Genomic DNA, 24,212 nt, shown 5'->3' on the forward strand with positions numbered 1-24,212 from the left:
AAGATAGTCCAGAAACGGCGAACTGCATCAGACAGATTTGCTTCCTATTGATAAGTGTCAGGGTTCGATTGGTAATAGAAAGGGGTGTCGGGCTCGGAGCTTTATTTTATGCTTTGGAGATAGCGCCACCAAGAGATAGCAGGATAATCATTAATCTATCCGTTTTAGCTCTGGCCCGTTAATTCAGAAACTCTATAACAAGCATCAGCATTTCCCTTTAGCGGCTTTTGCAGGTGGACAATTACCCCCACCGTCTCCTGAGTCGTCGCTATCGCCGCCATTACTGACACTGCCTTTTGTTTTCTTCCGGCCGTTTTTCAACTGCATTGAGGCTGATACCGATGACTGCAGGCTTCCTTCATCGGTCACGGTAAGAAGGGAACTATAGCTACCACTTCCCGCAAAGCCGAAAGTAACGACCATCCCCACGGTATCGGTTATTCCATCCTGATCAAAATCCCATTCGTAGCTGGTTATTCCAGTATCATCACTACTGGCGCTGGCGTTAAACTGGCAATCTAAGCCGGTACAGCTGTAACTGAAAGCTGCAACAGGCGGGTTATTAGAGGGAGAATCAGGGGAGAGAGCTGTCTCCATATCAAGCCGGCCATGCCGGGTCCATTCCAGTAGATCCTGACCATAGACGCCAAATTTTGCCGCACTGCTTTCCAGTCGTTGCCGCACCACCTGATTACAAGAATTGCCAGCATAGGTGCAATTGCCTGGTTTGAGATCCGCTGAAGGATTGCTTGTCAGCAGGCTGCGGTACAGATCGGTCCATACCAATGCGGCTCCGCCAGCTACCAGTGGGGCTGCCATAGAGGTTCCATCCCACCAGTCGACACAAGAGTCAGTGCCTGCAGGATAAGAACAATAGCCATCGGGTATTAAACCGATAATTTTCTTACCGGGCGCTGCCATAGAAACCCAATGGTCTATACCGATACTATAAGTAGAAAAGCTTGCACGATTATCATCACTATCTGATGCAGCGACGGCGATCACGGTTGGGTTACCACTTGCATCGGTACAAGCTGCAGGATACACCCGGTTGGTATTACCGTTATTACCCGCTGCAGCTACCACCACTACACCCTGTTCCCAGGCCTGGCGTACAGCATCGCATTCGGCATTAGATGCTGTAGTCGGTGTGATCCCGCCAGCTTCGTCAATAAAATCGCTACCGTAGCTCATAGATATCACATGGTACTGACTTCTTATCAGCGCACCGTTACTGTCATACTGGTCACTGGCTGCCTCAACGATAGCCGCGGCCGAAGCTGAAACAGGGCAGAGCCCGACAACAAAAAAGCCCGTGCCGTCAGATATCAACTCGGCATAACATACCTTGAATATACCTGCGCCGGTATTCCAGCCAACACTGGCTAAACCTTCGTTATTACCTGTATTGGCGACAATCTCACCGGCGGTGAAGGTACCATGACCCAGGTTGTCACAGGCAGGCATTGCCGGATCAGGACAAGGATCCAGGCCAAAAATGCCCGGATTGGTACCAACAATATTAACCTGTTCCAGGCATTTTCCGATCAGATCCTTAGTGCCGCAGTCAGTTCCGCTGTCCAATACGGCTACCTTAGGGGTGTTGTAGGCGGCAAGATCTGACGTAATCTCCCCCTGACTGTAGTCCCAGCCCTCGGGAGCATTAATATCGGCATCTGCAGCGCCTGTCGTAATATCACCGGGAGGTCCGAAGTCCTGACCTACATTTTTGAGATACCACTGCTCTGCGAAGAATTCTGATCCGCCAGCGGGAGTCGGTCCGTCCTCTTCGTCAGGATCAGGCACTACCAGTAAGCGGTAGTAGTCCGGTTCGGCATAGAGAACGTTTGGATTGGCCTGGTATGCTGCCACCCGGGCTGGCACAGAACCGTTAGGCACTTGTATTACCTGAACACCTATCAGAGGGATCGTTTTCAAAACCAGTCCGTTAGCCTTGCGATGGGCTATACCGATATCGGATGCGGCGGTTCCGGGTAAGAATTTAACCAGTACCCTGTCGGGAGCATATTGTGGCAGGTTCCGGGGCTGTGAATCAGGTGATTTGGCTGCGGCAAGATTAGCCAGAATAAGAAGTATTAGTGCTACCAATGTCGGAATAGGGTTTTGACGATACATCTGCGGCCTCCTTCAGGAAACGCAATTTAAAAAGCAATGCAACGGATGTGTAAAGCAATGGATACAGGCCCATTATTCAATGAATACCTTTATGTATAGGTCAGCTATTCAAGCAATACATTTTCAGTTGTCCGGCAAAAAACCGGAACAAATCAAATACGGAAGATTATTTGAATTGAAATCATTAAGTTAGTGACGGCTTGTCTATTAACCTTCTGGCACATGATTTTTTTTCGTTTTTATTTCAATGCTCAGATTTGTCTGCGTATCCACCGACAACCTGTGATATGTGTGCTTTGCTGGAGACAGTCGGAGGCGAAAGGTGTGTTTAGTTGACCGGACATAGATGAACAGCCAGAGAAGCTTCAGACTGCAGATATAGTGAGGGGATTATTTGATGTGCTGCTACCGGGTTATAAGGTTTGACGTTTTATGTGAGGCACAGTTTAATGCCCGCTAAGTCAGGTTAAACCTGCAGATATTATTTCAGGGGGTTAATTAAGTCGCCGCTCTAAGCCTTTCTTAGCAATAATCCGGGTAGCGATCTCTTCTATAGAGAAGTGGGTGGTATTGATGTTGGGGATCTTTTCATTACGGTACATCTTTTCTATGGTACGAACTTCCATCTCACACTGATCCAGCGACGCGTAGCGGCTGTTTGGACGTCGTTCGTGGCGGATTGAGGCTAGTTGAAAGGGATCGATAGTCAGTCCGTATAGTTTATCTTTGTAGGGTTGCAGTGCTTCCGGCAGGTGCTCAAGGTCAAGATCACCATCGGTTAATGGATAGTTAGCCGCCCGGATACCGAATTGCAGCGCCATGTACAGGCAAGAAGGCGTTTTGCCACAGCGTGATACTCCGGTGAGGATGATATCTGCTTTGTCATACTGTTTGGTACGGGCGCCATCATCGTTGTCGATGGCAAAGTTAACCGATTCTATACGATCCATATAACGGGTAACTTCGTTAATTGCGTGGGATTTGCCGACACTGAATGAAGAGTGACTGCCCAGCTCTAATTCAAGAGGCTTGAGGAAGGCAGAGAAGACATCGATCTTGTACGCAATGCTGGTGGAAATGACCTCTCGGATAGCTTCATCCACCACAGTGTCAAAGATGATAGGTCGCTGACCATCTTCGCTGGCTGCGGTATCTATACGGATGACCGCTTCGCTGGCTTTTTCGATACTGTCGATATAGGGGAGGGTCACTTTATCGAAGGCGATATCACCAAACTGGGCGAGCAGGCTGTTGCCCAGTGCTTCTGCGGTAATACCGGTACCATCTGAGATAAAAAAAGCGGTGCGTTTCATGTGTGTCCGGGCTTCCTGTCAGCGTCATCAAACTTTTTTGATCGGTAGCTATTATTGCCTGTAGTTATGCGGCTGTATAGTAACCGCCTAAGGAAACTCAGACATTAGTCAATAAAGTGGGTTATGGCCAAGAAATCTATAGCTGATTGCAGTATTATTCCAGCCAATATAACCATAATCAGAACAGGAGTGCTGGGCTTTGCAGGATTATATCGTTCGTCTTGATCAGGTAGGTATGGATGATATTGAGCGCGTTGGTGGTAAAAATGCGTCTCTTGGTGAAATGATCGGCGAGTTATCCGGTGCAGGTGTTAAGGTTCCGGGTGGTTTTGCTACCACAGCCAGCGCATTTCGTGACTTTTTACAGCACAATAAGCTTGATCTGAAGATTAATGCATCCCTCAAAGACCTGGATCCTGATGATGTTAAAAAATTAACCGAAACTGGTTCACAAGTCCGTCAGTGGATTCTCGATGCTGAATTCCAGCCAGAACTGGAGCAGGCGATCGAACAAGCCTGGGATATGCTCAGTGAAGGTAATGATGAATTAGCGGTTGCAATACGCTCCTCAGCAACGGCAGAAGATCTGCCAGACGCTTCTTTTGCCGGCCAGCAGGAAACCTTCCTCAATATTCGCGGCCTGGACAATGTAAAGCATGCGATCCGCGAAGTTTTTGCCTCGCTTTATAATGACCGTGCTATCTCTTACCGGGTACATCAGGGTTTTGAACACCACGAAGTGGCTTTGTCTGCGGGTATCCAGCGTATGGTACGCAGTGAGACCGGCTCCAGTGGTGTAATGTTTACCCTGGATACAGAATCCGGTTTTCAGCATGTAGTGTTTATTACATCAGCCTATGGATTAGGTGAGACAGTAGTGCAGGGGGCAGTAAACCCCGATGAATTTTATGTTTACAAGCCAACACTGAGGCATGGCGCGCCGGCTATTCTGCGACGCAGTCTCGGCTCCAAAGCGATTAAAATGGTGTATGGCGCAGGCAGTTGTACCACCAGCGCTGTAGAAACCGTGGCTGTTCCCCAGGAGCAGCGGGCACAGTTCTCTATTAACGATGACGATGTGCAGGAACTTGCCCGTATAGCGATGACGGTTGAACAGCACTATGGCCGTCCTATGGACATCGAATGGGCTAAAGATGGCGATGATGGCCAGCTTTATATTGTACAGGCTCGTCCGGAAACGGTGAAAAGTCGTGATCAGAATGCGGTGATTGAACGTTATCTGCTGAAAGAGACCGGCAATGTGCTGGTGGAAGGTCGTTCTATTGGTCATCGTATCGGCAGCGGCCCGGTGCGTATTGTTGAACATATCGGCGATATGGATCAGATTCAGCCCGGTGATGTTCTGGTCACCGATATGACTGATCCTGACTGGGAGCCGGTGATGAAACGCTCCTCTGCGATCATTACTAACAGAGGGGGGCGTACCTGCCATGCGGCGATTATCGCTCGGGAGCTGGGTATTCCAGCGATTGTCGGTTGCGGCGATGCTACAGAAAAATTGCAAGATGGCCAGCAAGTAACAGTATCTTGCGCTGAGGGCGACACTGGCCGGGCCTACGAAGGTAAGCTCGACTTCGAGCATCAGACCAATAAGGTCGATTCCATGCCGCCGTTGCAGCTGGATATCATGATGAATGTCGGTAATCCGGATCGGGCATTTGATTTTCAGTCATTGCCTAATGCCGGGGTCGGACTGGCGCGGCTTGAGTTTATTATCAACCGAATGATCGGCGTGCATCCCAAGGCGTTGCTGAACTATGACCAGCAACCGGAACCTGTGCAACATGTCATCTCTCGTCGGATGGCAGGATATACCGATCCGGTTGAGTTCTATGTCGCCAAGCTGGTGGAGGGTATATCTACTCTGGCAGCTGCTTTCTATCCTAAGAAAGTGATAGTGCGGATGTCTGACTTTAAATCTAACGAGTATGGCCACCTGATCGGTGGAGAGGCTTATGAGGCCAGCGAGGAGAATCCGATGCTGGGCTTCCGGGGTGCCAGCCGCTATATCGCAGAATCGTTCCGCCAGTGTTTTGATCTTGAATGTAAGGCGCTGAAATATGTGCGCGATGAGATGAAACTGACCAACGTCGAAGTCATGGTTCCCTTTGTGCGCACGGTAGGGGAGGCTAAGCAGGTCGTCGATCTGATGGCAGAGAACGGGTTGCGTCGCGGGGAAAATAACCTGCGGGTGATCATGATGTGCGAGATCCCGTCTAATGCGTTGCTCGCGGACGAGTTTCTTGAACACTTTGATGGTTTCTCTATCGGCTCTAATGACCTGACTCAGCTTACGCTGGGGCTTGATCGGGATTCCGGTGTCATCGCCCATCTGTTTGATGAACGTAACGATGCGGTACGTAAGCTTCTGTCCATGGCGATAGAGGCCTGTAAGGCGCAGGATAAATATATCGGTATCTGTGGTCAGGGACCTTCGGATCATCCGGATCTGGCGAAATGGCTGATGGATCAGGGGATTAATTCGATCTCACTGAATCCGGATACGGTGCTTGATACCTGGTTCTTCCTTGCCAATGGTTAATTGTTTGTGAGTTTATACCGTTATCTTCTGTGCTTTCTGATGCTTAATCAAAACTCGCTGCCAGGTTGGTCAGAGCGTGAGGATTGATCGGTTCCTGCAGCTCAATACACCCCATAGCCGGCAGACAGTGCGCGGTCTGATGGCTGAGGGAAGGGTGTTGGTTGATACTGTGGTGGTTACCGATCCGCGCTGTGAGGTCGGTCAGTTCAGCCGGATTGAACTCGATCAACAAGTCTTGCAAGCAACACCTGCGAAGTATTTTATGCTGCATAAACCCGCCGGGGTGGTCAGTGCAACGGTACATGATGTGCATCGTACTGTATTGGATCTGCTCAGCAATGATGATCGCCAGGGTTTACACCTTGCGGGCAGGCTGGATCTTAAAACTACGGGCTTGATGCTGCTGACCAATGATGGCAGCTGGTCGCGGCGAATTACTCAGCCGGAAAAGAGTTTTGATAAGGTTTACCGGGTTGAAACTCAGGATCCTGTTCCGCAGCAGGCAGCTGAAGTATTCAGGCAGGGGATTTATTTCTCCTATGAAGATATCACCACCCGTCCGGCCAGGCTTGAGCAGACCGGCAGTCATACCTCTCTCCTGACCCTCAATGAAGGCCGCTATCATCAGGTTAAGCGGATGTTTGGTTATTTTGATAATGAGGTCATTAATCTTCATCGTGAGAGCATGGGGCAGATCAAACTGGACCCTAAACTCGAGCCTGGACAGTACCGGGAGCTTACCCAGGCCGAGATTGCCACTGTTTAGCGGACTTCTTTACTACGCTCCTCACCCTGTGCTGAAAAGCTAAACATAAAGCTCAGCATCGCCAGGCAATTGGAATACTGGCTTTGCCAATTGCCATACAATCGCCATAGCAACAGTGCGCTACAACCACCCAGGATTCCGGCCAGATGGGCTGGTGGATAAGGCGGCCATAGACTATCACTGAGTAGAGAAACACCTGAGATTGATTCCCCTATTACTTTAACCGTGCAGATCAGCAGGGGAAGCCAGCCGGTTGCTGATCGACTTCTTATGCCAAACATGATCAGGCTAATGGTGAGTGGGGCGAACAGCAGGCCGGAGAGTCCTGCATAGCTGTTAATGCTGGCTATATCAGAGATCAGTAAGAGGTTAACGCTGCAAATTCCTGCACTGACAGACAGCACAGCGAGGCGGCGATTGTGATATTCGAGATAGCAGCTTGCCAGCAGGAATGCGATCAGATCCCATAGCAGATGGGAAGGACTTATATGGCTCAGATGGCCGCTGAACAGGCGCCAGTACTGACCGGCGTTAATCAGCTGGGTATCAAAATACGCAAAATTGAAGCCGCTATCGGACAAGCTGAGTGGCAGGGTCAGCAGGGCAATTAAAATGCTGAACCAGGGGAGAGGGAGCTTTTTACCTCCCGCTGGCGCGGGAGGTATCCTTAAGTTTTGAATGAGGGTACGCATAATTAGTTTCTCTGGCTGCTGTTAACGGCGGTTACGATTATTGCGGAATTGCACCAGAAGCAGAGTGCCGATCAACAGTAATACCCAGTGGCCAATAGCGCCTGAACCACCGCCGCCCAGTGACGGTCGGGGCTTGCTCGGGCTAAACATCGGCTGCTGTTTATCCGCACGATTGTCACGTACTCCTTGTTGCTGGCTCTGTTGCTTACGTTCAGCGCGGGCCTGATGCTCGCGGTTTACACGTTCGGTGTTATTGCGGTCGATAGCCAGCTGCTGGAAAACTTCATCCCGTACCACGATCATCGATGTGTAATCGGTGACCAGGTCATGCTGGACTGCAATATCGGTAATCGCCTGTTTGATATCGGCGTTCTCGCTCAGGTAATCTTGTTTTGCCTGCAGGTTTTCAATTGTGGCGTAGGCCCACATCCGTTCCAGCTCAGGGTGTAGCGTACTTTGTTGCGGCAACATCACTTCAGTGCTGTAGACCCGATCTTCACTACCGGCCTTACCACTCAGGGTTACTTTAACCGGGCCGGACTTACGGTAGTGGCCAAACAGGGTCAGCTGTTCGCCGCGATACAGGGTATTTATATCCCGGTCTGTCAGGTCAGTGACTTTGGTACCGTTGAATTTCAGCTCTACGCCGTGTAATGCCTGATGGGTCATCTTACTGGTGGCCTGCATCAGTTGTCCGACGATATCGTCAGCATTCGATACGCTGATCGCAAAGCCGTTTGAAACTTCAGTCATGCCTTGCAGCAATGGCTGGTTAGCACTGTTACCCATAACAAAAGTGAACAGACGGATATCGGCTTTCTCCATTAACTTAAGAAAGCGCTTCTTCTCGGTTACCCCAACATTAGCGACGCCGTCGGTGACCAGAATCATGGCGGTGCTGCGGTCAGCATCCAGATCATTAAGGCCACGTGCCACACCTGCGTAGAGGTTAGTGCCGCTACCCGGAGAGTATTGCTCCAGGCGCTGCAAAACAGGCTCTATTGCCTGAGCCGTTGCAGTTTGAAAACCGTTTGACAGATCTTCGGTGCGGTTATTAAACAACACCACTTTAAATCGATCATCCGGTCTCAGCTTAGCCAGACCCTGGCGCACGCCTTCAACCAGGGTGCTGTACTTGCCTTGCATAGAGCCGGATACATCCAGCACAAACACCCAATCGCGGCCTCCTTGAATCGGTGCCAGGTCATCTCCCGGCGTGAGGGTAAGTTTAAAGGTGCCTTGTGCATCTGCGGCGGTTTTGTAGCTGATCAGGTCGAGGCTACCGGGCAGGCCCTGGGCATGACGCCAGTAAAGTAAGATGTCTTTATCAAGACTGGCGACGGGACCTGCGTTGGCAAACTGGTTGCCAGGGGGCGTCAGTTTCGTTGTGGCTATACCATCATCTGCTCGTGTCGATATGGCTGAACTACTATTGGCAACGCTAATCGTTCCATTTGACGCGACGTTATCTGCAGGGCTGATCAGAGCGTCGTTTGGCTGCGTAGAGGGTTGTTGTGCAGACTGATTAGCCATACTGATCTGCCATTCGTTAGCCGATGTTTGTTTTATAGCGGCCAGGCTGTGCTGCGGCAGACGAACCGAATCGATCGGGTAGCTGGAACGCAGGGTCAGATTGAAACTGAACTTCTCATCGACCACCTCATTTCGACTCCAGAAGGCATTTTTCTGATCATCGACGCCGCCATCTTCAAGCGGGTAGAGGTAGCGTCCAACGCCACTATCAATATGGGCAGGCTGAACATACACCAGCTTCACCCGGACATCAGCATCAGGCTGAACCGGGGTGACGCTGATGTCGAAAGTTTTATAGCTATCCTGCTCTACCAGGGCAGCTTCATTGCCAGCCTGCTTCTGCTGATTATAGATTTCCCGCGCTTTGTGTTTCTCAACCACTTCACCGGTCACGGGTTTGCCATCGATCCAGTAGGTGAATTCGCCGACGGCGGCTTTTTCCGGTACCGGAAAGCTATAGATAGCTTCCAGTTGTTGCTGGTTGGGGTTATGGAAAACCTGTTCGATACTGGTGACTGCGTAGCTGTCTTCGATAACAACATTGACGTGGTGTTCACGGATACTGAGATCCGGCAGATTGCTGTTAACCGGTTTCATCAGGCCGGCTGCTTCGGCATTGGCGACTAACCCCGCGCAGCTTAAGCTTGCTACCAGGCCCAGAGTGCGAGCTGTTTTGGAAATGTTCATAGTATCCCTCTTAAGGTGTGATTCAGTAGAGAACGGAATCATTCTGACCAGAGGGAAAGAGGGGGCGTATAAAAAGCGTTAAAGTATCTGAATGCGCTGCTTTAGGTTGTAATAAGTGTGACTGGTATTGAATGCCGGGAGGTTTTCAGACCTGTCTTAATCTTTTCTATAAGACTTAAATAAGCTGTATTGCCATTGCCGGATAGCCAGAACCATAGTGTTACCATATTTACGGTTCATAGCCAGCGGGGCATCCTCCTGCATCAGGTTATTGAACTCTTCAGCCAGGCGCTCCATCTTCTTCTGCAGTGCCAGATTGGTATCGGGTGTCATAACGCCGTTGAGCACGATAAGTTTTTCATTCTGCTTGTCAAAACGGGACTGGAAGAAATCCTGTTCTACTTTCTGCTGGAAAAATTGCTGGATCGGGCCATTAGGCAACCAGTTGAAGTTTGGTGCAATCAATAGCTTGATACGGTTGTTTGGCTGTAACTCAATTAATTTAAGTCGGTCCAGCTTCGCCAGTTTCTGAATACACTGGTGTTCGGATATCTGATACTGGCTGATTATGTCCTGGTAACTGAAACCGTTAATAACACTAATGACAACGATCAGCAGTTCCAGGTCCGATGCGATCTCTTGCTCCTGATCTCTTGTTAACTGAGTCAGGCGTTGCTGATCTTTAGCCATGCGCTGTACCAGATCCGATAACTCAAGCCCGGCCAGTTGAGAGATCGTTTCAAGGCGCTGCAGGGTAAAGTTTTGTTCGGAAAAAAGACGTTTTACTGAAGCTTCACTCAGATCCAGCACCCGGGCTACGTCGGCATAGGTTTTACCCTGCGCTTTGAGTTGTTTTTTCAGTGTATGAACCAATGCAGCTGATTGCGCCATAGTGATATCCGCCCAGTTTTATTGTTTGAAATAAGGTCGTTATGGTTGCATATTAACGTCAGTTTTAATCAGAAAATAGATCATGAGTAGGAAAAAGTATTATATATTGGTATTTATACCGTTATCTGTATTGAGGTGTTGACTAGTCATAATAATCGCCAAGTCTGGAAGACGGTGATTAGGCTGTGTAATACTGCGCGCTGTTAACTGGGATTTATTTAACCGAGCGTTTATTCAACAACCGCCAATGGAATGATGGTACAGAGATGGATTTTACTTTTCAGTTTGCCAGGGTTTTTTTGGAGATAGTGCTGCTGGCGATGCCATTGCTCGGCACTTTGTTTCTATTTATTGTCAGCGTCGGTTTGCTGGCAGGTCGTATTGAAAGCTGGAGCTGTGATAAAGCGTTGTACTGGAGTTTTGTTACCGCGACGACGTTGGGCTATGGCGATCTGGTTCCGACAACAAAACTTAGCCGATTTCTTGCTCTCATCATTGCCCTGACGGGGATGATCTTTACCGGGATTGTGGTTGCCATTGCGCTGCATGCGGCGACTATAGGATTTCAACTTACTCATGTAACAGGACTCACTAAATGAATTACTCCATTCCAGAGCAATTGCTAACCGAGCGAATGCGACTGGTTAAAGTTGATATAGCACACTGGCCCGAACTGCATCAGTATTACAGCGATGAGCAAGCGACTAAATATACTACTGGAAAACCACTCACCGAGGGGGAAAGCTGGCGAATCGTGGCTTGCCTGATCGGGCACTGGCAGATTCATGGCTACGGCCCTTATACCATGCTGGATCGCGATACCGGTGAAGTGATTGGTGTGGTCGGCTTATGGTATCCGGGTGACTGGCCTGAGCCAGAAATGAAGTGGGCGCTGCTGCCTGCATGTACGGGGCAAGGCTATGCCCGTGAAGCCGCTGTCGCAGTAAAAGGCATGGTAAGGGATCAACTGCCTCATTTGTCGTTGATCAGTCTGATTTTTGAGCAGAACATACCTTCACGAAAGCTGGCTGAATCGGTCGGTGCCCGGTTTGAACGCATGATGGAATTTCGTGGTAAACAGGCGATGGTCTACCGCCATTCTGATTGAAATCAGCCCGCATGGCTGCGCTTTCGGGTGAGGCCGATCCCCGCCAGTATTGTTATCAGTGCGACAACGCTCTGTATTGTTATCGCTTCATTCAGGATCATCGCACCGGTCAAAAAGGCGACCAGAGGGATCAGGAAATTACAGTTCGACAGGAAACTTGGTCCGGCCCGGTTGACCACGGTAAAGTAAACGATTGAAGCGACACCGGTGGGTATCAGTCCCAACCAGATTACGGCATAAACCGCATTTTGTGATGCTTGCTGCAGCTGCTCTGCTGATTCCTGAATACCAGGCATCAGGGCTACAGGAAGGGATAGCAGTAAGGCACAAATCAGCATGCCGGCACCTGCAATGATTGGATTAAATGCGGGCAGTAATCTGATTAGTACCGTATTCAGAGCGTAGCTGCTGGCTGCGGTAAGAATAGCCAACGCTCCCCAAACACTTGTTACCGCTTCGCTCGACGGATTCAGTAATATGAAAACTCCAGTGAATGCCGTGATGAAACCTGCGATTTTGAAGCGGTTCAGGTGTTCACCCGGAACCAGAAAATGCGCCAGTATCATGGTGACCAGTGGCATCACCGACATAAGTACCCCAGTGGTACCGGAAGGGACGCTTTGTTGGCCCCATGAGATCAGGAAGAACGGTAAGGCATTGCCAAACAAGCCTAACAGCATGAACGAACCCCAGGCGCGCAGATTGAGCGGCAGACGCAGTCCTTTGAAATATGCCACCAGAGTTAGAACGAGTGCACCACATATAATACGCGATAAGGTTATCAATGCCGGCGAAAGGCCGCCTTCAATAGCGACCGTAATGGACATAAAGGAGGTGCCCCAGACAACGATCAGGAACGACAGTAACAGCCAGTTTATAAGTTGTGGTGAAAGCATCCTGAACTCCGTTTTATCGGCTCCTTTTGGCGTGGCCGTTAGTCTATACTAGCGCTGTGTAATAGTACGCAATGTTTTATTGCCAGTGTGTTAATTTTTTCTTGTCCTGCTGTTGCGGAGTTTTGATGAAAGTTGCAATCGTGATCGCCTTGTTAGTGCCGCTATTAATAGCCGGTTATTTTACTGTTTTAGGTTTTGTCTCCCGCAGTAGTCAGCCGCCGGGTATGGATAACGACCGCCTTTCCGTTTGTTCGCAAAAGCCAAATTGTGTTTCCAGTGAAGAGGGGACCGATTCTCAGCACAAGGTTGAACCTTTTACCGCAGGGGCTTTGACGATTAAGCAACTGGCTTTGCTGGTTGAAGGTATCGGAGGCAAGGTTGTTTTAGTCAATAATGAATACCTGGCCGCTGAATTTTCCAGTTCATTGTTTGGTTTTGTCGACGATCTTGAGCTGCGTATAGATCATGATAATGACCTGCTGCATATTCGCTCGGCATCACGGGTAGGGCACAGTGATTTTGGCGTTAATCGTAAACGAGTCGATCAGATACGTGCCAGGCTTGCGGAGCAAAACCCGTGAGTCGGGTAAATAACAGTTCTTTGCTTAAGTACCTGTCAGGCTATTCGCCACAGGTAATGAGTCAGGTTGAAGACCTGATAGACAGTAACCGTCTCGCTGACTATCTGCTGAAAAAATACCCTGAGCCCCATCGAATCGCAACGTCCAAAGCGTTGTATCAATATGTTCAGGAGATAAAGAGCCGGCATCTGCGTAAGTCTGCCCCCCTGAGCAAAGTGATCTATGACGATAAGATCGATGTTATTCATAATGCTTTAGGGCTGCATACTCATATCTCCCGGGTACAGGGTGGTAAGCTGAAAGCTAAAAAAGAGATTCGTGTTTCAACCCGGTTTAAAGGTACGCCTGAAGCGTTCCTGAGGATGATTGTGGTTCACGAATTGGCCCATATACGGGAGAAAGACCACAATAAAGCGTTCTACAATCTCTGCCTGCATATGGAACCGGACTACCACCAACTGGAATTTGATCTGCGGCTTTACCTTACCTGTCTGGACCTGCAGGGCTCTTTGTACTGATTCTTCAGCTAAGCTAACACTGTGATCAGGTGAAGGTTTAACGGAAGCTCAGATGTCTTATACAGCGGGAAAAATTACAGTGTTCTATGACGGAGCATGCCCCCGTTGTGTACAGGATCGAAATAATTATCAGAGTAGCGACCCCGGCGCTGCGGAACAGGTAGAGTGGCTTGATATAACAGGTCGGGAGCGGGAGCTTATCGAACTGGGTATCGATCCGCGTAAAGCCCTCACTGAGTTGCATATTCAGGATGTTGACGGTCAGATATTGTCTGAACTTGATGCTTACCGGGTATTAATGGCCCGCGTTCCCCGCTACCGGTTGTTGGGCTGGTTTATCGGATTACCTCTGGTGAGACCGTTGGCCAGTCGCTTTTATCACTGGCTGGTAACCCGCCGGCTCAGCCGGGAAGGGCGTCTCTGAATGCGAATTACAGGGATAATCACAATAACGGACCATCAATATGCCAATTACCCTGAACCACACCATTGTTTCTGCACAGGACAAGCAGCTGTCGGCTGACTTCTACTGCCGAATCTTCGGCTTTGAAGATCTGGGGCCTTTTGCAAGTTTCATCGTAGTCAGAGTAAATAACAGCCTAACCCTGGATTTTGCTGAGCCTGTTAAGACTCAAAAGAGCAGGATTGTATCCCAGCATTACGCTTTTAAAGTATCCGAAGCCGAGTTTGACCAGATCATGGGCCGGATTAAGCAGGAGAATCTGGTTTACGGCAGCGGACCTGATCAATTAGACAATCAACGTATTAATCAGCTCTACGGTGGTCGAGGCGCATATTTCCGTGATCCTGACGGTCACATCTTAGAGATTATGACCACGGATTATGAGATCGGATAACCTTATTTAAAATTTTTTACTCCGATTCCGTCACCATACTATTCTCCTGCAGTAATTTCTCAAATTGTGATGCAGGCAGTGCCTTGCTGAACAGGTGTCCCTGATAGAGGTCGCAAGCTTGCTGTTGCAAAATGCTCAGTTGTAGGTCGGTTTCGACTCCTGCAGCAAGCACTTTTACTCCCAGGCTGTGGCCAAGCTTTATAATGGCGTTGGCAACCTGGTTCTGGTTGTTATTGTTAGTGATTTGGGTGATAAATCGGGGATCAATCTTAATCTGATCTACTGGGAACTTTTGCAGATGCGCCAGGCAGGAATAGCCGGTACCAAAGTTATCAATTGCTAGCTGGACGCCGACCTCTTTAAGGCTATCGAGCAGCTGGCTCGATTCGAGTTCCCGTTCCATAAGAATGGCTTCAGTGATCTCAAGTTGTAAGCGCTCAGCTGGAAAGCCGCTTTGTTGCAGTGCTGAATTCAAACTATAGATAAAATTTCCATGATGAAACTGGTAGCCAGAGATGTTTATCGAAATAGTCTTGATATTATTATTCTGTTTTAACCAGTAAGCGCCATAGCGACATGCTTTTTGCAATACCCAGGTATCGATCTGTTCTATCAAACCGCTTTCTTCGGCAACGGGTATAAATATGTTTGGCAGTACGACTCCGCGTCTCGGATGATTCCAGCGCAACAGGGCTTCTGCCCCCTGGATGGTGTTGCTATACGGGTCAATTAGTGGTTGAAAATAAACTTCCAACTCATTGTTTTTTAGGGCTTTGTTTAGTTCGTTCTCAAGCTTTAATCGTTGTATTGCTGAAGTGGTAAGATCCTGAGTGTAGAAATCGAATCGATTTCTTCCATCGGCTTTAGCACGATATAAGGCGCTGTCAGCATGTTGCATAAGTAATTTAGGGTTATCACCGTGGGCGGGAAAAAGGCTAATGCCAATACTCGCGCTAATATGGATTTCATGTTTGTTTTTCAAAAGCCAGTTTTGTTTGAATATTTGTAGTATTTTATTTGCGACAACTGCTGCATCCTGCGCATCGGAGACTTTCTCCAGCAACAGCGCAAACTCATCACCTCCGAGTCGGGCGATAGTATCAACCTCTCGCAGATTAGATTTAAGTTCTGTCGCAATTAATTGCAGCAGCTGATCCCCGGCGGGGTGACCAAGGCTATCGTTAACATCTTTAAAGCGATCAAGGTCAAACAGCAATAGAGCAAGGTTGGTTTGTTCCCGTTCAGCAACCCTGAGGCCGTGATTCATTTTGTCAATTATAACTCGACGGTTAGCCAGGCCGGTGAGAAAGTCCGTATCGCTCTGCTTTTTGATGGTGTTGTACGCCGACTCCAGTTTTCGGCTGGCAAACAAGATACCGGCAAGGCCGGCAATGCCGATAGCCAGGTGTCCAAATAGCAGAGGTAGTAGGTTCTTTCCTGGGGTAAAGGGCAGAACGACACTGATTCCGCCTCGAATATCACCCTCATTGTAGTCTTGTTCCTTATGGCAGCTTAAGCAGGATTTTTCGACTCTTAGCGGTGCCATATAGAAGAATTTTGGTTTGTCAGATTGCTCAAGAATCTCACCGTAATCCTTTAACCCATTTTCAAACTGCTGCAATACCAGGGTTTCTTCAGGGGTGGCCTGATTTGCCGGCCGTATCGGTTTGAGACTGGTGATATGAATCAGGATGTCACGTTGTTGAGTGTCCGCCAGTTCTGCAATCTGACGGGTCATAAAGGCGGGATTGACCTTGGTGAGTGTCAGTTGCTCATTGATGATGAGATCCCTGTTTTTAACGTCCAGATATGGGTTAGGGCGGGTCTGGTCGGTTACCGGGACATAGATTCCGCCATGACTGGCGTTCCAGGCACGTGTTAGGACGACCTGCTGAAAGAAGCTGCGGGCGGATTGAAAGGCAGTATTATATTGTTGTTGTTTTGCTTCGCCATAATTCCAGGCGAATGAGAGTATAACCAGCAGTAACCAGAAAGAGCTTAAAACTAAGACCATGCGGCGCATAGCAGCTTTCCTCAGATCTCATTCTTCTTATTATATTGCGGAATGGTACAATCCTGACCTCAAATCCACCCCTTTTACAATTACCATTTTGCTCGCAATGAAATACCCGTTTATAGATCCGGATCAACAGATCGAACGATGTCGACAATGTTGTTGAAACAACAGTTTTATATTTAAAGGATTACGGCACTGTTTTGTAGCTTTCTGTAGGGTAAGATACGGGCCCGTTCTGGTTATCGTTTCGCTGTTAGCGATAACCGACCTTCTGCCTTATCAATATCTGCTTATTGGATTGCTATTTATCTTACAATTCAGTTTTGTGCGAGTGTGTAATGACTGATCTTCTGCCGTATCAGTATTTATTTATCGGGTTGCGCTTTAATTGGGCATGCAGCTTTGTGCGAGTGTGTAATGACTGATTTTATGCCGTATCAGTATTTGTTTATCGGGTTGCTCTTTATTTGGTCATGCAGCTTTGTGCGAGCGTGTAATGACTGATTTTATGCCGTATCAGTATTTGTTTATCGGGTTCCGCTTTATTTGGTCATGCAGCTTTGTGCGAGCGTGTAATGACTGATCTTCTGCCTTATCAGTATTTGCTAATAGCACTACTCTTTATCTGGAGCGGTTTTGTGCGTTCCGGGCTGGGGTTCGGTGGTTCGGTTCTGTCACTGCCTTTTCTGCTATTAATTGTTGACGACCCTTTGGTATTTCTGCCGATCATCGGGGTTCACCTGATGCTTTTTTCAACTTTGATCACCTGGCAGAATCGTAACAAAACCCGGGCACAAGCTGATACTCAGCAACAGGTCGCTGGTAATATCGATTGGCACTATCTCAGGTATTCTATCAAAGTGATGATAATACCTAAGCTGATCGGGGTTTTCGGCTTATTGACCCTGCCAGCAACACTGATGAGTAGTATCATTTACGTTATCGTTATCGGTTATGCCATCTCTTATGTGCTGAACCGTCCGTTTAAGAGCAATAGTAGAACGCTGGATACGCTATTCCTTATTTTGGGTGGCTATATCAGTGGTACTTCGCTGATCGGTGCGCCGTTGATTGTTGCTGTTTATGCTTCCCATGTGGCGAAACACCAGCTGCGGGATACGCTGTTCGTTCTCTGGTTTATTCTGGTGCTGATAAAATTACTTTCATTCCTCATTGCAGGGGTCGATCTGCAGCTTGTACATCATCTTTGGCTACTACCCTGCGCCTATATCGGACACCTTATAGGAGAAAGGGTCCATCAGCGTATGGTTGAGGCTGAAAATTCAGTTTTTTACCGTGTGCTGGGTTCAGTATTGATCTGTGTCAGCAGCATAGGTCTGATTAAAGCCTTAATTTAACTGCAGCCGGATACAATCTTTCTGAAAGTTTCATTCACTGCCCGTTGTTGTCAGTTAACTGACCTGTTTTGTCATTTCCAGTGCTGTGATAGCCCGTTACATTGATCCTTCATATTTGAATAAGGAAGGGCTATGTCGATCTGGAAAACCAACATGACTGTCGATCAATTGCAATCTTTTATGAAGAACACACTGGTTGAGCATCTGGGCATAGAGATCTCTGAGATAGGAGATGACTTTATTCGTGCAACCATGCCTGTAGATCCCCGTACCCACCAACCAATGGGTATTTTGCATGGTGGGGCTTCAGTTGTATTGGCTGAATCTCTCGGCAGCATGGCTGCACAGATGGCAGCGGAGCCCGGTTATCCCTGTGTTGGACTGGAAGTTAATGCTAATCATCTTTCCAGTATCAAGACTGGTAGCGTTACCGGGACAGCACGTCCGATCCATATCGGCCGTTCTACCCAGGTCTGGGATATTCGTATCGAAGATGAAAATGCAAAACCGGTTTGTATCTCGCGACTGACGGTGTCTGTACTGAAACCATAAACTCTGTAATAAAAGCCCAAAACTATATAAGAAGAGAAATCTGAGCGTTTAAAAAAAAACAGCTCTGAGCATAGTAATACGTCGAGGTTCGCTGTTTGTCGTGCTGATACCTTTATTGTCGCATTCCAGTATATGCAGTGACAAAATTCGGTGCTAATATCGCAAAATAATGAAGCCGGCAGTTGCCGGCTTTTTGCGTCTTTGTCGATGCAGCCTACTACCATTCCATTACTTGCTAAACGCGGGATTACAGAGAGAATTGCCTGGTGCGGACCACACTTGCTACGTTTCTATCGCTGTTTATCAGCTGCTTTATTCTATTTCTGGGTAATGGACTGATCAATGTCCTGTTACCGGTCAGGATGGGGGTGGATGGTATCAGCACCGATGCTATCGGAATGGTGTTATCGCTGTATTTTGTTGGCATGCTCATTGGCGCTGTTTACAGTAAGCACTTGATTAAAAGGTCCGGCCATATCCGGATGTTTGCCGGTTGCGTGGCGCTAAGTGCTATCAGTATTTTGATCTGTAGCTTGTACTCAGATCCAATCCTCTGGGGCGCAATGCGCATTCTGATCGGTTTCTGTAATGCCTGTGCGTTAACAGCTATGGAAAGCTGGCTCAGTGACAGTTCCAGTAAAGAGGTTCGCGGTAAGGTACTGGCGGTTTATCAAGCTGTTGTGCTGAGTGGTTTATTTGGCGGTCAGTTCCTGATGAACCTGGCCAATCCGGGTGAAACTCTGCTATTTGTACTTGCAGGTATTCTTCTATGTGCCGCTGTAATTCCCCTTTCGCTGAGTCGAAACGCGGGGCCGGTAGTCGAAGAGGTCAGCTCTATGTCTCTTCTGGCACTGTATAAAATTTCTCCACTGGGGGTTGTCAGTTGCCTTATCTCAGGCATGATTTACTCAGCTGTTTTCAATATGTTACCGGTGTTTGCAAGCGATTACGGTATTGTTGAGTTCCAGTTGTCTTTGTATATGGGCGCGGCTATCGCCGGTGCGTTCCTGTTGCAGTTCCCCGTTGGTTACCTGGCTGATCGGTTCGATCGTCGTACAGTGCTGATGTTATTGCTGGTTATCTCAGCAGTATTTGGCGTACTGGTTAATATGTTTGTTGCGCTGGGAATGATGGGAGCGATGTTCGTAGCGACCGGAATTACCAGTGGTATTATTGCCTGTACATATCCTATAAGCATCGCTGAAGCTTTCGATAAGCTGCGCCAGAGCGAAATGGTCGCAGCCATGGGCAGTCTGATTCTGGCATTTTCCATTGGTGGAGTACTGGGGCCATATACCTCTTCACTGGTGATGAAGGTCTTTGGTAATACGGCCTTGTTTTACTTTCTCGGCTTAGTGCAATTGTCACTGGCTTTATTCGTAGCTTATCGCATGACGGTCCGCCAGGCGCTGCCAGTCGAGGACCAGGAAAGTTTTGTTATGCAGGGGGCTGCAACCCTTGCGTTTGTTGACCTGGATCCTCGGACTGAATATTCAGAATCCGTACAACCGCTGAGCTCTGAGGCTGAAACGGCCGTATCTATTGCCGAAACAGATCCTGCTGCTGCCGTTAAAATGGCCCGTGCAATCGCAATGAGCGATCCAACCCGTGGTGTAGAAGTCGCCGCAGCGGTGGCTACTGTCAGTGGTATTGATGTATTGCGTCTGTATGAAGTGATGAATGAAGCTGTGCCATATCAGATTCTTAATGTAACCCGTGCCATCGTCACTGCAAAGCCGGAACTGGCCGGAGAGTTAGTTTCGAAACTTGCCGAATCGCATTCATCTCAGGTTATTTCAGTCGCTGCGGAAATTGGCCTGGCTTTTCCTGAATTAAGGGTCGAAATGGCACGTGTAGCGGTTGCCAATGCGCCGGAATCAGCGACAGAAGTAGCAGCTTATTATGCCAGGGTATTGGCGGAAGAGCGTGAAGACGTGCGTCCTGCGGATCGGGATGATGATACGAGCGAAGCCGATATGGTGAATATCGCCTCCGAATTGTGGGAAGCATCGCCTGATCAGGCTCTGGATGTTGCTGCTGCAATGGTTGATGCAGTGCCAGAAACAGCGGTATCGGTTGCTGAAGAGTATATAGCCAGCGCGATGCATGAGCAGCAGGATCAGCCACAAGGTACAGAGATCTTATCTGAAGATGAGGGTTATCAGGGTACTGTTGATCTGGTTGCAAGAATTTCGGAGATAGCACCTGAGCAGGCATTGGATGTCGCAGTTGCCGTTGTTGAAGCAGTTCCAGACAGCGCTGCAGAGGTTGCCGCTGAGGTAGCCGGAAATATTTCCGATAGCGATGATGGCTCCGAAAGCAGTGTCTGGGCGGGTGATAGCAGTGATAATGAAGCGGCAGTTGAGCTGACACAACGATTAAGTGATGCTGCGCCGGACAGTGTTCTGGATGTCGCTGTCGCGGTTGTTGAAGCGTTGCCTGGCAGTGCTGCTGATGTGGCGTCAGAAGTGGCCGGAAATATTTCCGATAGCGATGATGGCTCCGAAAGCAGTGTCTGGGCGGGCGATAGCAGTGACAATGAAGCGGCAGTTGAGCTGACACAACGATTAAGTGACGCTGCGCCGGACAATGTACTGGATGTTGCTGTTGCGGTTGTTGAAGCGTTACCTGATAGTGCTGCTGATGTGGCGTCGGAAGTGGCCGGAAATATTTCCGATAACGATGATGGCTCCGAAAGCAGTGTCTGGGCGGGCGATAGCAGTGACAATGAAGCCGCAGTTGAGCTGACACAACGATTAAGTGACGCTGCGCCGGACAATGTACTGGATGTTGCTGTTGCGGTTGTTGAAGCGTTACCTGATAGTGCTGCTGATGTGGCGTCGGAAGTGGCCGGAAATATTTCCGATACCGACGATGGCTCGGAAAGCTGTGTCTGGACCGGTGATAGCAGCGACAATGAAGCGGCAGTCGAGCTGACACAGCGCTTAAGTGACGCTGCACCGGATAATGCGTTGGATGTTGCCGTTGCAGTTGTCGAAGCGGTACCTGAGAGCGCTGCCGATGTGGCGTCGGAAGTGGCCGGTAATATATCTGATGATGCCGACGGTTCAGAGAACAGCTCTTGGGCCGGTGATAGCAGTGACAATGAAGCCGCAGTTGAGCTGACGCAACGCTTAAGTGACGCAGCGCCAGATAATGCGCTTGATGTCGCTGTTGCAGTTGTCGAAGCGGTACCCGAGAGTGCAGCCGAAGTAGCATCGGAAGTAGCCGGAAATATTTCTGATAACGAAGATGGCTCAGAAAGCAGTTCCTGGACAGGTGACAGCAGCGATAATGAAGCGGCAGTCGAACTTACTCAGCGCTTAAGCGAAGCGGCGCCAGGTAATGCGCTTGATGTTGCTGTCGCGGTGGTTGAAGCCTTGCCTGAGTCTGCTTCAGATGTCCTGGATGAGATCAGCTCCGGTGCTGAGGCCCGTAACGGTGAGTGGATGGAATCTGTCGATGATAAACCCAAGCAGTAGAAAACTGTAAACGTGCGCATAAAAAAACCGGATAGTTGAGGGAGTTAACTATCCGGTTTCTTGTCCTTCCGTTGCAGGTTGGTTCTTTGCGCGTTATTTCTTGTCCTGTTGCTCAGGCGCTTGCTGTTGCACTACATTTTCTTGTTTTTCAGCAGCAGTTTCCTGTTCTTTCTTCTTTGCTTCTTCAGCATCCTGACCGCCACATACACCACAACATGAACTCATAAATACCTCTAAACTAATGTGATTTGCTTTAACGTTGTTGTGATAATAACCAAGTGAAACACTTGGTTACTTGATAATTGTCATTTTTGTGCAAACAAAGACAATATTACCGGGTTTTAAGGTGGAGTCCCTGTACGTGGGGCGGTAAGCACGAGACTATAGCCATAACATCATGGCCACAACACCATCGCTATTTTGCTTTAAACCGGCCAGACCAGAAGAATTAAGGGGACGCCGAGGCAAGTGATCATAATTTCCAATGGCAGGCCCATGCGCCAATAGTCACCAAACTCATAGCCACCGGGACCGAGAACAAGCGTGTTTGACTGATGACCTATAGGGGTCAGGAAGGCACAGGAAGCGCCGACCGCAACCGCCATAAAAAAAGCATCCGGGTTTACACCAAGCCCTGTTGCAATACCGTAGGCGAGTGGTGCCATTACTACTGCGGTTGCCGCGTTATTAATAATGTCTGACAGGAACATAGTGACGACTAAGACCAGACCCACAATTAGGTAGATCGGCAGCCCTTCGGTCAGGTTTAACACCTGGCTGGCGATAATTTCGGTCAATCCGGTGCTTTGCAACGTATTACCCACCGGTATCATGGCAGCCAGCAGAATGATAATGGGCCAGTCAATCGCGTCGTAGAGGTTTCTGATCGGCAATATATCCAGTAGCAGATAGATCATAACTGCGAGCAGAAATGCGATGGCTAATGGCAATATTTTTGCAACTCCCAGGCTAATTGCCAGAGTAAACACCGCCAGTGCAATTGCTATTTTTTTGGGTTGCCCCAATGTAAGGTCGCGGGCGGCCAGGGGGATCATGCCCAGCTCGCTCATTTGTTCTTCCACGTTATCAGCACCACCTTGCAGTAACAGAATATCGCCGGCTTCAAAGGTTTGCCGACGTATTCTGCGGCGAATCCTGTGGCCCTGACGTGCCAGGCCGACTAAAGCCAGCGAACTGCCACTACGGCGCCTGAGAAAAGGTACATCCCGGCCTTCAAGTACAGAGCCTCTTTTAATAACACCTTCGACAAGCACCAGGTCATCCCGGGTTAGCTCAGAAAACTTCCTGTCGGCACTGGTCACCAGTTCCAGGTCATTCTTTTCAAGTAGTAACTCGATTTCAGAAGGATCGGCCTGTAACAACAGAATATCGCCAGCCTGAAGAAAACGATTGTGACTCAGGGAGATTGTCCTGCCGTGACGGTGGGCGAGTCCGACAATTTCAATATTGCTGTCGTTGAGCCCTTCTATGGCATCAATAGTCTGGCCAGCCAGTTGAGAGCCTTCGCCGATGATCACTTCGGTCAGATAATCATCAATGGCAAAAAGTTGTTCAGGCGCACTCTGTTTAAGACGGGCGGAAGGGATCAGGCGCCAGCCAATCAGCGTAATGAACAGTAATCCGGTTATCGCAATTACCAGTCCTACAGGTGAAAAATCAAACATGCTGAAGGGTTCACCCGCAACCTCGGCCCGCATCATGGCGATGATGATATTAGGCGGGGTGCCAATGGCAGTTGTCATACCTCCGAGAATACTACCGAAGGCAAGCGGCATCAGGATCATGGCCGGAGAGCGGTTGTGCTTCGCGCAAGTCGCCAGTGCAACCGGAAGCATCAGCGCCAGCGCGCCGACGTTATTCATAAAGGCCGAAGCGACAGTCACTACCGCCGTCAGCACCATGATGTGACTGAAAGGGTGCTCGGTATAAGGCATCAGCTTCTGGGCTACCATATCCACGACACCGGAACGGCGCAGGGCATCGGAGATAACAAGTACAGCTGCTACGGTGATAACTGCCGGATGGGAAAAACCTGAAAATGCATTTTCGGCTGAAACAAGGCCCGAGAGAACGCAGAGCCCGAGTGCGATCGCGGCAACGATATCGTGGCGATAACGGCCCCAGACGAACAAGATAAGGGTGAACAGTAAGATACCAGCAATAAGCCATTGCTCTAAAGTCATAATCCATGCCTCATATCGACGGTCTCCTTTGATCCGATAGTAGCGACTATAGCAGGTT

20 protein-coding genes are annotated in these 24,212 nt (G+C 48.9%); 11 read left to right on the top strand and 9 right to left on the bottom strand.

The genetic code is table 11. From position 1 onward, the window contains the following. Positions 1-204 precede the first annotated feature (204 nt). On the bottom strand, positions 205-2,136 hold the full coding sequence (locus ACQUQM_RS06080; RefSeq protein WP_432473592.1) for a S8 family peptidase: 1,932 nt from the start codon (positions 2,134-2,136) through the stop codon (positions 205-207). Positions 2,137-2,630: 494 nt separating this feature from the next. Next, positions 2,631-3,449, bottom strand: a complete 819-nt coding sequence (gene ppsR / locus ACQUQM_RS06085) for a posphoenolpyruvate synthetase regulatory kinase/phosphorylase PpsR (RefSeq protein ID WP_432473593.1) — start codon at positions 3,447-3,449, stop codon at positions 2,631-2,633. A gap of 199 nt (positions 3,450-3,648) precedes the next feature. Between ppsR and ppsA the strand changes: the two genes are divergently transcribed. Together ppsA and ACQUQM_RS06095 are read left to right on the top strand one after the other, a co-directional pair. Then, positions 3,649-6,012: a phosphoenolpyruvate synthase gene (gene ppsA, locus ACQUQM_RS06090; protein ID WP_432473594.1), complete on the top strand. Its 2,364-nt coding sequence runs from the start codon at positions 3,649-3,651 to the stop codon at positions 6,010-6,012. A 76-nt stretch (positions 6,013-6,088) separates the two neighbouring features. Next, positions 6,089-6,778, top strand: coding sequence for a 16S rRNA pseudouridine(516) synthase (locus ACQUQM_RS06095; RefSeq protein ID WP_432473595.1), 690 nt, complete (start codon positions 6,089-6,091; stop codon positions 6,776-6,778). On the opposite strand, the gene rrtA is transcribed toward ACQUQM_RS06095, so the two are convergent. The 3 genes from rrtA to ACQUQM_RS06110 form a co-directional block, all read right to left on the bottom strand. Further along, positions 6,775-7,470 (bottom strand): rhombosortase, encoded by a 696-nt coding sequence (rrtA, locus tag ACQUQM_RS06100; protein ID WP_432473596.1) that lies wholly within the window; start codon positions 7,468-7,470, stop codon positions 6,775-6,777. The two genes, ACQUQM_RS06095 and rrtA, sit on opposite strands and share 4 nt — an antisense overlap. 21 nt (positions 7,471-7,491) lie before the next feature. Continuing rightward, on the bottom strand, positions 7,492-9,690 hold the full coding sequence (locus ACQUQM_RS06105) for a VIT and vWA domain-containing protein (RefSeq protein ID WP_432473597.1): 2,199 nt from the start codon (positions 9,688-9,690) through the stop codon (positions 7,492-7,494). Positions 9,691-9,846: 156 nt separating this feature from the next. After that, positions 9,847-10,581, bottom strand: a complete 735-nt coding sequence (locus ACQUQM_RS06110; protein ID WP_432473598.1) for a helix-turn-helix domain-containing protein — start codon at positions 10,579-10,581, stop codon at positions 9,847-9,849. Positions 10,582-10,847: 266 nt separating this feature from the next. Between ACQUQM_RS06110 and ACQUQM_RS06115 the strand changes: the two genes are divergently transcribed. Together ACQUQM_RS06115 and ACQUQM_RS06120 are read left to right on the top strand one after the other, a co-directional pair. Beyond that, positions 10,848-11,180, top strand: coding sequence for a potassium channel family protein (locus tag ACQUQM_RS06115; protein WP_432473599.1), 333 nt, complete (start codon positions 10,848-10,850; stop codon positions 11,178-11,180). Further along, on the top strand, positions 11,177-11,689 hold the full coding sequence (locus tag ACQUQM_RS06120; RefSeq protein WP_432473600.1) for a GNAT family N-acetyltransferase: 513 nt from the start codon (positions 11,177-11,179) through the stop codon (positions 11,687-11,689). The genes ACQUQM_RS06115 and ACQUQM_RS06120 overlap by 4 nt, the downstream gene beginning before the upstream one ends. A gap of 2 nt (positions 11,690-11,691) precedes the next feature. Here the strand turns inward: ACQUQM_RS06120 and ACQUQM_RS06125 are convergent, their stop codons facing one another. Then, positions 11,692-12,585 (bottom strand): DMT family transporter, encoded by an 894-nt coding sequence (locus ACQUQM_RS06125; protein ID WP_432473601.1) that lies wholly within the window; start codon positions 12,583-12,585, stop codon positions 11,692-11,694. A 125-nt stretch (positions 12,586-12,710) separates the two neighbouring features. Between ACQUQM_RS06125 and ACQUQM_RS06130 the strand changes: the two genes are divergently transcribed. Genes ACQUQM_RS06130 through ACQUQM_RS06145 form a run of 4 tightly spaced genes read left to right on the top strand, consistent with a single transcriptional unit; the run spans position 12,711 to position 14,541 of the window. Beyond that, positions 12,711-13,166, top strand: a complete 456-nt coding sequence (locus tag ACQUQM_RS06130; RefSeq protein WP_432473602.1) for a DUF1499 domain-containing protein — start codon at positions 12,711-12,713, stop codon at positions 13,164-13,166. A gap of 56 nt (positions 13,167-13,222) precedes the next feature. Beyond that, positions 13,223-13,684: a YgjP-like metallopeptidase domain-containing protein gene (locus tag ACQUQM_RS06135; protein WP_432474802.1), complete on the top strand. Its 462-nt coding sequence runs from the start codon at positions 13,223-13,225 to the stop codon at positions 13,682-13,684. Between the two features lie 52 nt (positions 13,685-13,736). Next, complete coding sequence (locus ACQUQM_RS06140) at positions 13,737-14,108, top strand: thiol-disulfide oxidoreductase DCC family protein (RefSeq protein ID WP_432473603.1); 372 nt, start codon at positions 13,737-13,739, stop codon at positions 14,106-14,108. Positions 14,109-14,148: 40 nt separating this feature from the next. Then, the gene (locus ACQUQM_RS06145; RefSeq protein ID WP_432473604.1) at positions 14,149-14,541 is read left to right on the top strand and encodes a VOC family protein; all 393 of its coding nucleotides are present in this window, start codon (positions 14,149-14,151) and stop codon (positions 14,539-14,541) included. A gap of 16 nt (positions 14,542-14,557) precedes the next feature. On the opposite strand, the gene ACQUQM_RS06150 is transcribed toward ACQUQM_RS06145, so the two are convergent. Then, on the bottom strand, positions 14,558-16,564 hold the full coding sequence (locus tag ACQUQM_RS06150) for a putative bifunctional diguanylate cyclase/phosphodiesterase (RefSeq protein ID WP_432473605.1): 2,007 nt from the start codon (positions 16,562-16,564) through the stop codon (positions 14,558-14,560). 569 nt (positions 16,565-17,133) lie between these two features. Here ACQUQM_RS06150 and ACQUQM_RS06155 point away from each other — a divergent pair. From ACQUQM_RS06155 to ACQUQM_RS06165, 3 genes are all read left to right on the top strand, one after another. Then, entirely contained in the window at positions 17,134-17,916 is a 783-nt protein-coding gene (locus ACQUQM_RS06155; protein WP_432473606.1) for a sulfite exporter TauE/SafE family protein, read from the top strand. 132 nt (positions 17,917-18,048) lie between these two features. Continuing rightward, entirely contained in the window at positions 18,049-18,468 is a 420-nt protein-coding gene (locus ACQUQM_RS06160; RefSeq protein ID WP_432473607.1) for a hotdog fold thioesterase, read from the top strand. Between the two features lie 266 nt (positions 18,469-18,734). After that, on the top strand, positions 18,735-21,950 hold the full coding sequence (locus tag ACQUQM_RS06165; RefSeq protein WP_432473608.1) for an MFS transporter: 3,216 nt from the start codon (positions 18,735-18,737) through the stop codon (positions 21,948-21,950). A gap of 93 nt (positions 21,951-22,043) precedes the next feature. Here ACQUQM_RS06165 and ACQUQM_RS06170 read toward each other — a convergent pair whose 3' ends face one another. Together ACQUQM_RS06170 and ACQUQM_RS06175 are read right to left on the bottom strand one after the other, a co-directional pair. Beyond that, on the bottom strand, positions 22,044-22,175 hold the full coding sequence (locus tag ACQUQM_RS06170) for a hypothetical protein (RefSeq protein ID WP_432473609.1): 132 nt from the start codon (positions 22,173-22,175) through the stop codon (positions 22,044-22,046). 200 nt (positions 22,176-22,375) lie between these two features. Continuing rightward, the gene (locus ACQUQM_RS06175; protein WP_432473610.1) at positions 22,376-24,154 is read right to left on the bottom strand and encodes an SLC13 family permease; all 1,779 of its coding nucleotides are present in this window, start codon (positions 24,152-24,154) and stop codon (positions 22,376-22,378) included. Between the last annotated feature and the right edge of the window lie 58 nt (positions 24,155-24,212).

The sequence above is a fragment of the Amphritea sp. HPY genome, from assembly GCF_050870985.1.
Classification (GTDB): Bacteria; Pseudomonadota; Gammaproteobacteria; order Pseudomonadales; family Balneatricaceae; genus Amphritea.

Excerpts from the sequence above, each read along its gene's own strand:
- ACQUQM_RS06080 (WP_432473592.1), bottom strand. The coding sequence starts at position 2,136 with ATGTATCGTCAAAACCCTATTCCGACATTGGTAGCACTAATACTTCTT.
- ppsR (WP_432473593.1), bottom strand. The coding sequence starts at position 3,449 with ATGAAACGCACCGCTTTTTTTATCTCAGATGGTACCGGTATTACCGCA.
- rrtA (WP_432473596.1), bottom strand. The coding sequence starts at position 7,470 with ATGCGTACCCTCATTCAAAACTTAAGGATACCTCCCGCGCCAGCGGGA.
- ACQUQM_RS06105 (WP_432473597.1), bottom strand. The coding sequence starts at position 9,690 with ATGAACATTTCCAAAACAGCTCGCACTCTGGGCCTGGTAGCAAGCTTA.
- ACQUQM_RS06110 (WP_432473598.1), bottom strand. The coding sequence starts at position 10,581 with ATGGCGCAATCAGCTGCATTGGTTCATACACTGAAAAAACAACTCAAA.
- ACQUQM_RS06115 (WP_432473599.1), top strand. The coding sequence starts at position 10,848 with ATGGATTTTACTTTTCAGTTTGCCAGGGTTTTTTTGGAGATAGTGCTG.
- ACQUQM_RS06120 (WP_432473600.1), top strand. The coding sequence starts at position 11,177 with ATGAATTACTCCATTCCAGAGCAATTGCTAACCGAGCGAATGCGACTG.
- ACQUQM_RS06125 (WP_432473601.1), bottom strand. The coding sequence starts at position 12,585 with ATGCTTTCACCACAACTTATAAACTGGCTGTTACTGTCGTTCCTGATC.
- ACQUQM_RS06130 (WP_432473602.1), top strand. The coding sequence starts at position 12,711 with ATGAAAGTTGCAATCGTGATCGCCTTGTTAGTGCCGCTATTAATAGCC.
- ACQUQM_RS06135 (WP_432474802.1), top strand. The coding sequence starts at position 13,223 with ATGAGTCAGGTTGAAGACCTGATAGACAGTAACCGTCTCGCTGACTAT.
- ACQUQM_RS06140 (WP_432473603.1), top strand. The coding sequence starts at position 13,737 with ATGTCTTATACAGCGGGAAAAATTACAGTGTTCTATGACGGAGCATGC.
- ACQUQM_RS06145 (WP_432473604.1), top strand. The coding sequence starts at position 14,149 with ATGCCAATTACCCTGAACCACACCATTGTTTCTGCACAGGACAAGCAG.
- ACQUQM_RS06150 (WP_432473605.1), bottom strand. The coding sequence starts at position 16,564 with ATGCGCCGCATGGTCTTAGTTTTAAGCTCTTTCTGGTTACTGCTGGTT.
- ACQUQM_RS06155 (WP_432473606.1), top strand. The coding sequence starts at position 17,134 with ATGACTGATCTTCTGCCTTATCAGTATTTGCTAATAGCACTACTCTTT.
- ACQUQM_RS06160 (WP_432473607.1), top strand. The coding sequence starts at position 18,049 with ATGTCGATCTGGAAAACCAACATGACTGTCGATCAATTGCAATCTTTT.
- ACQUQM_RS06170 (WP_432473609.1), bottom strand. The coding sequence starts at position 22,175 with ATGAGTTCATGTTGTGGTGTATGTGGCGGTCAGGATGCTGAAGAAGCA.
- ACQUQM_RS06175 (WP_432473610.1), bottom strand. The coding sequence starts at position 24,154 with ATGACTTTAGAGCAATGGCTTATTGCTGGTATCTTACTGTTCACCCTT.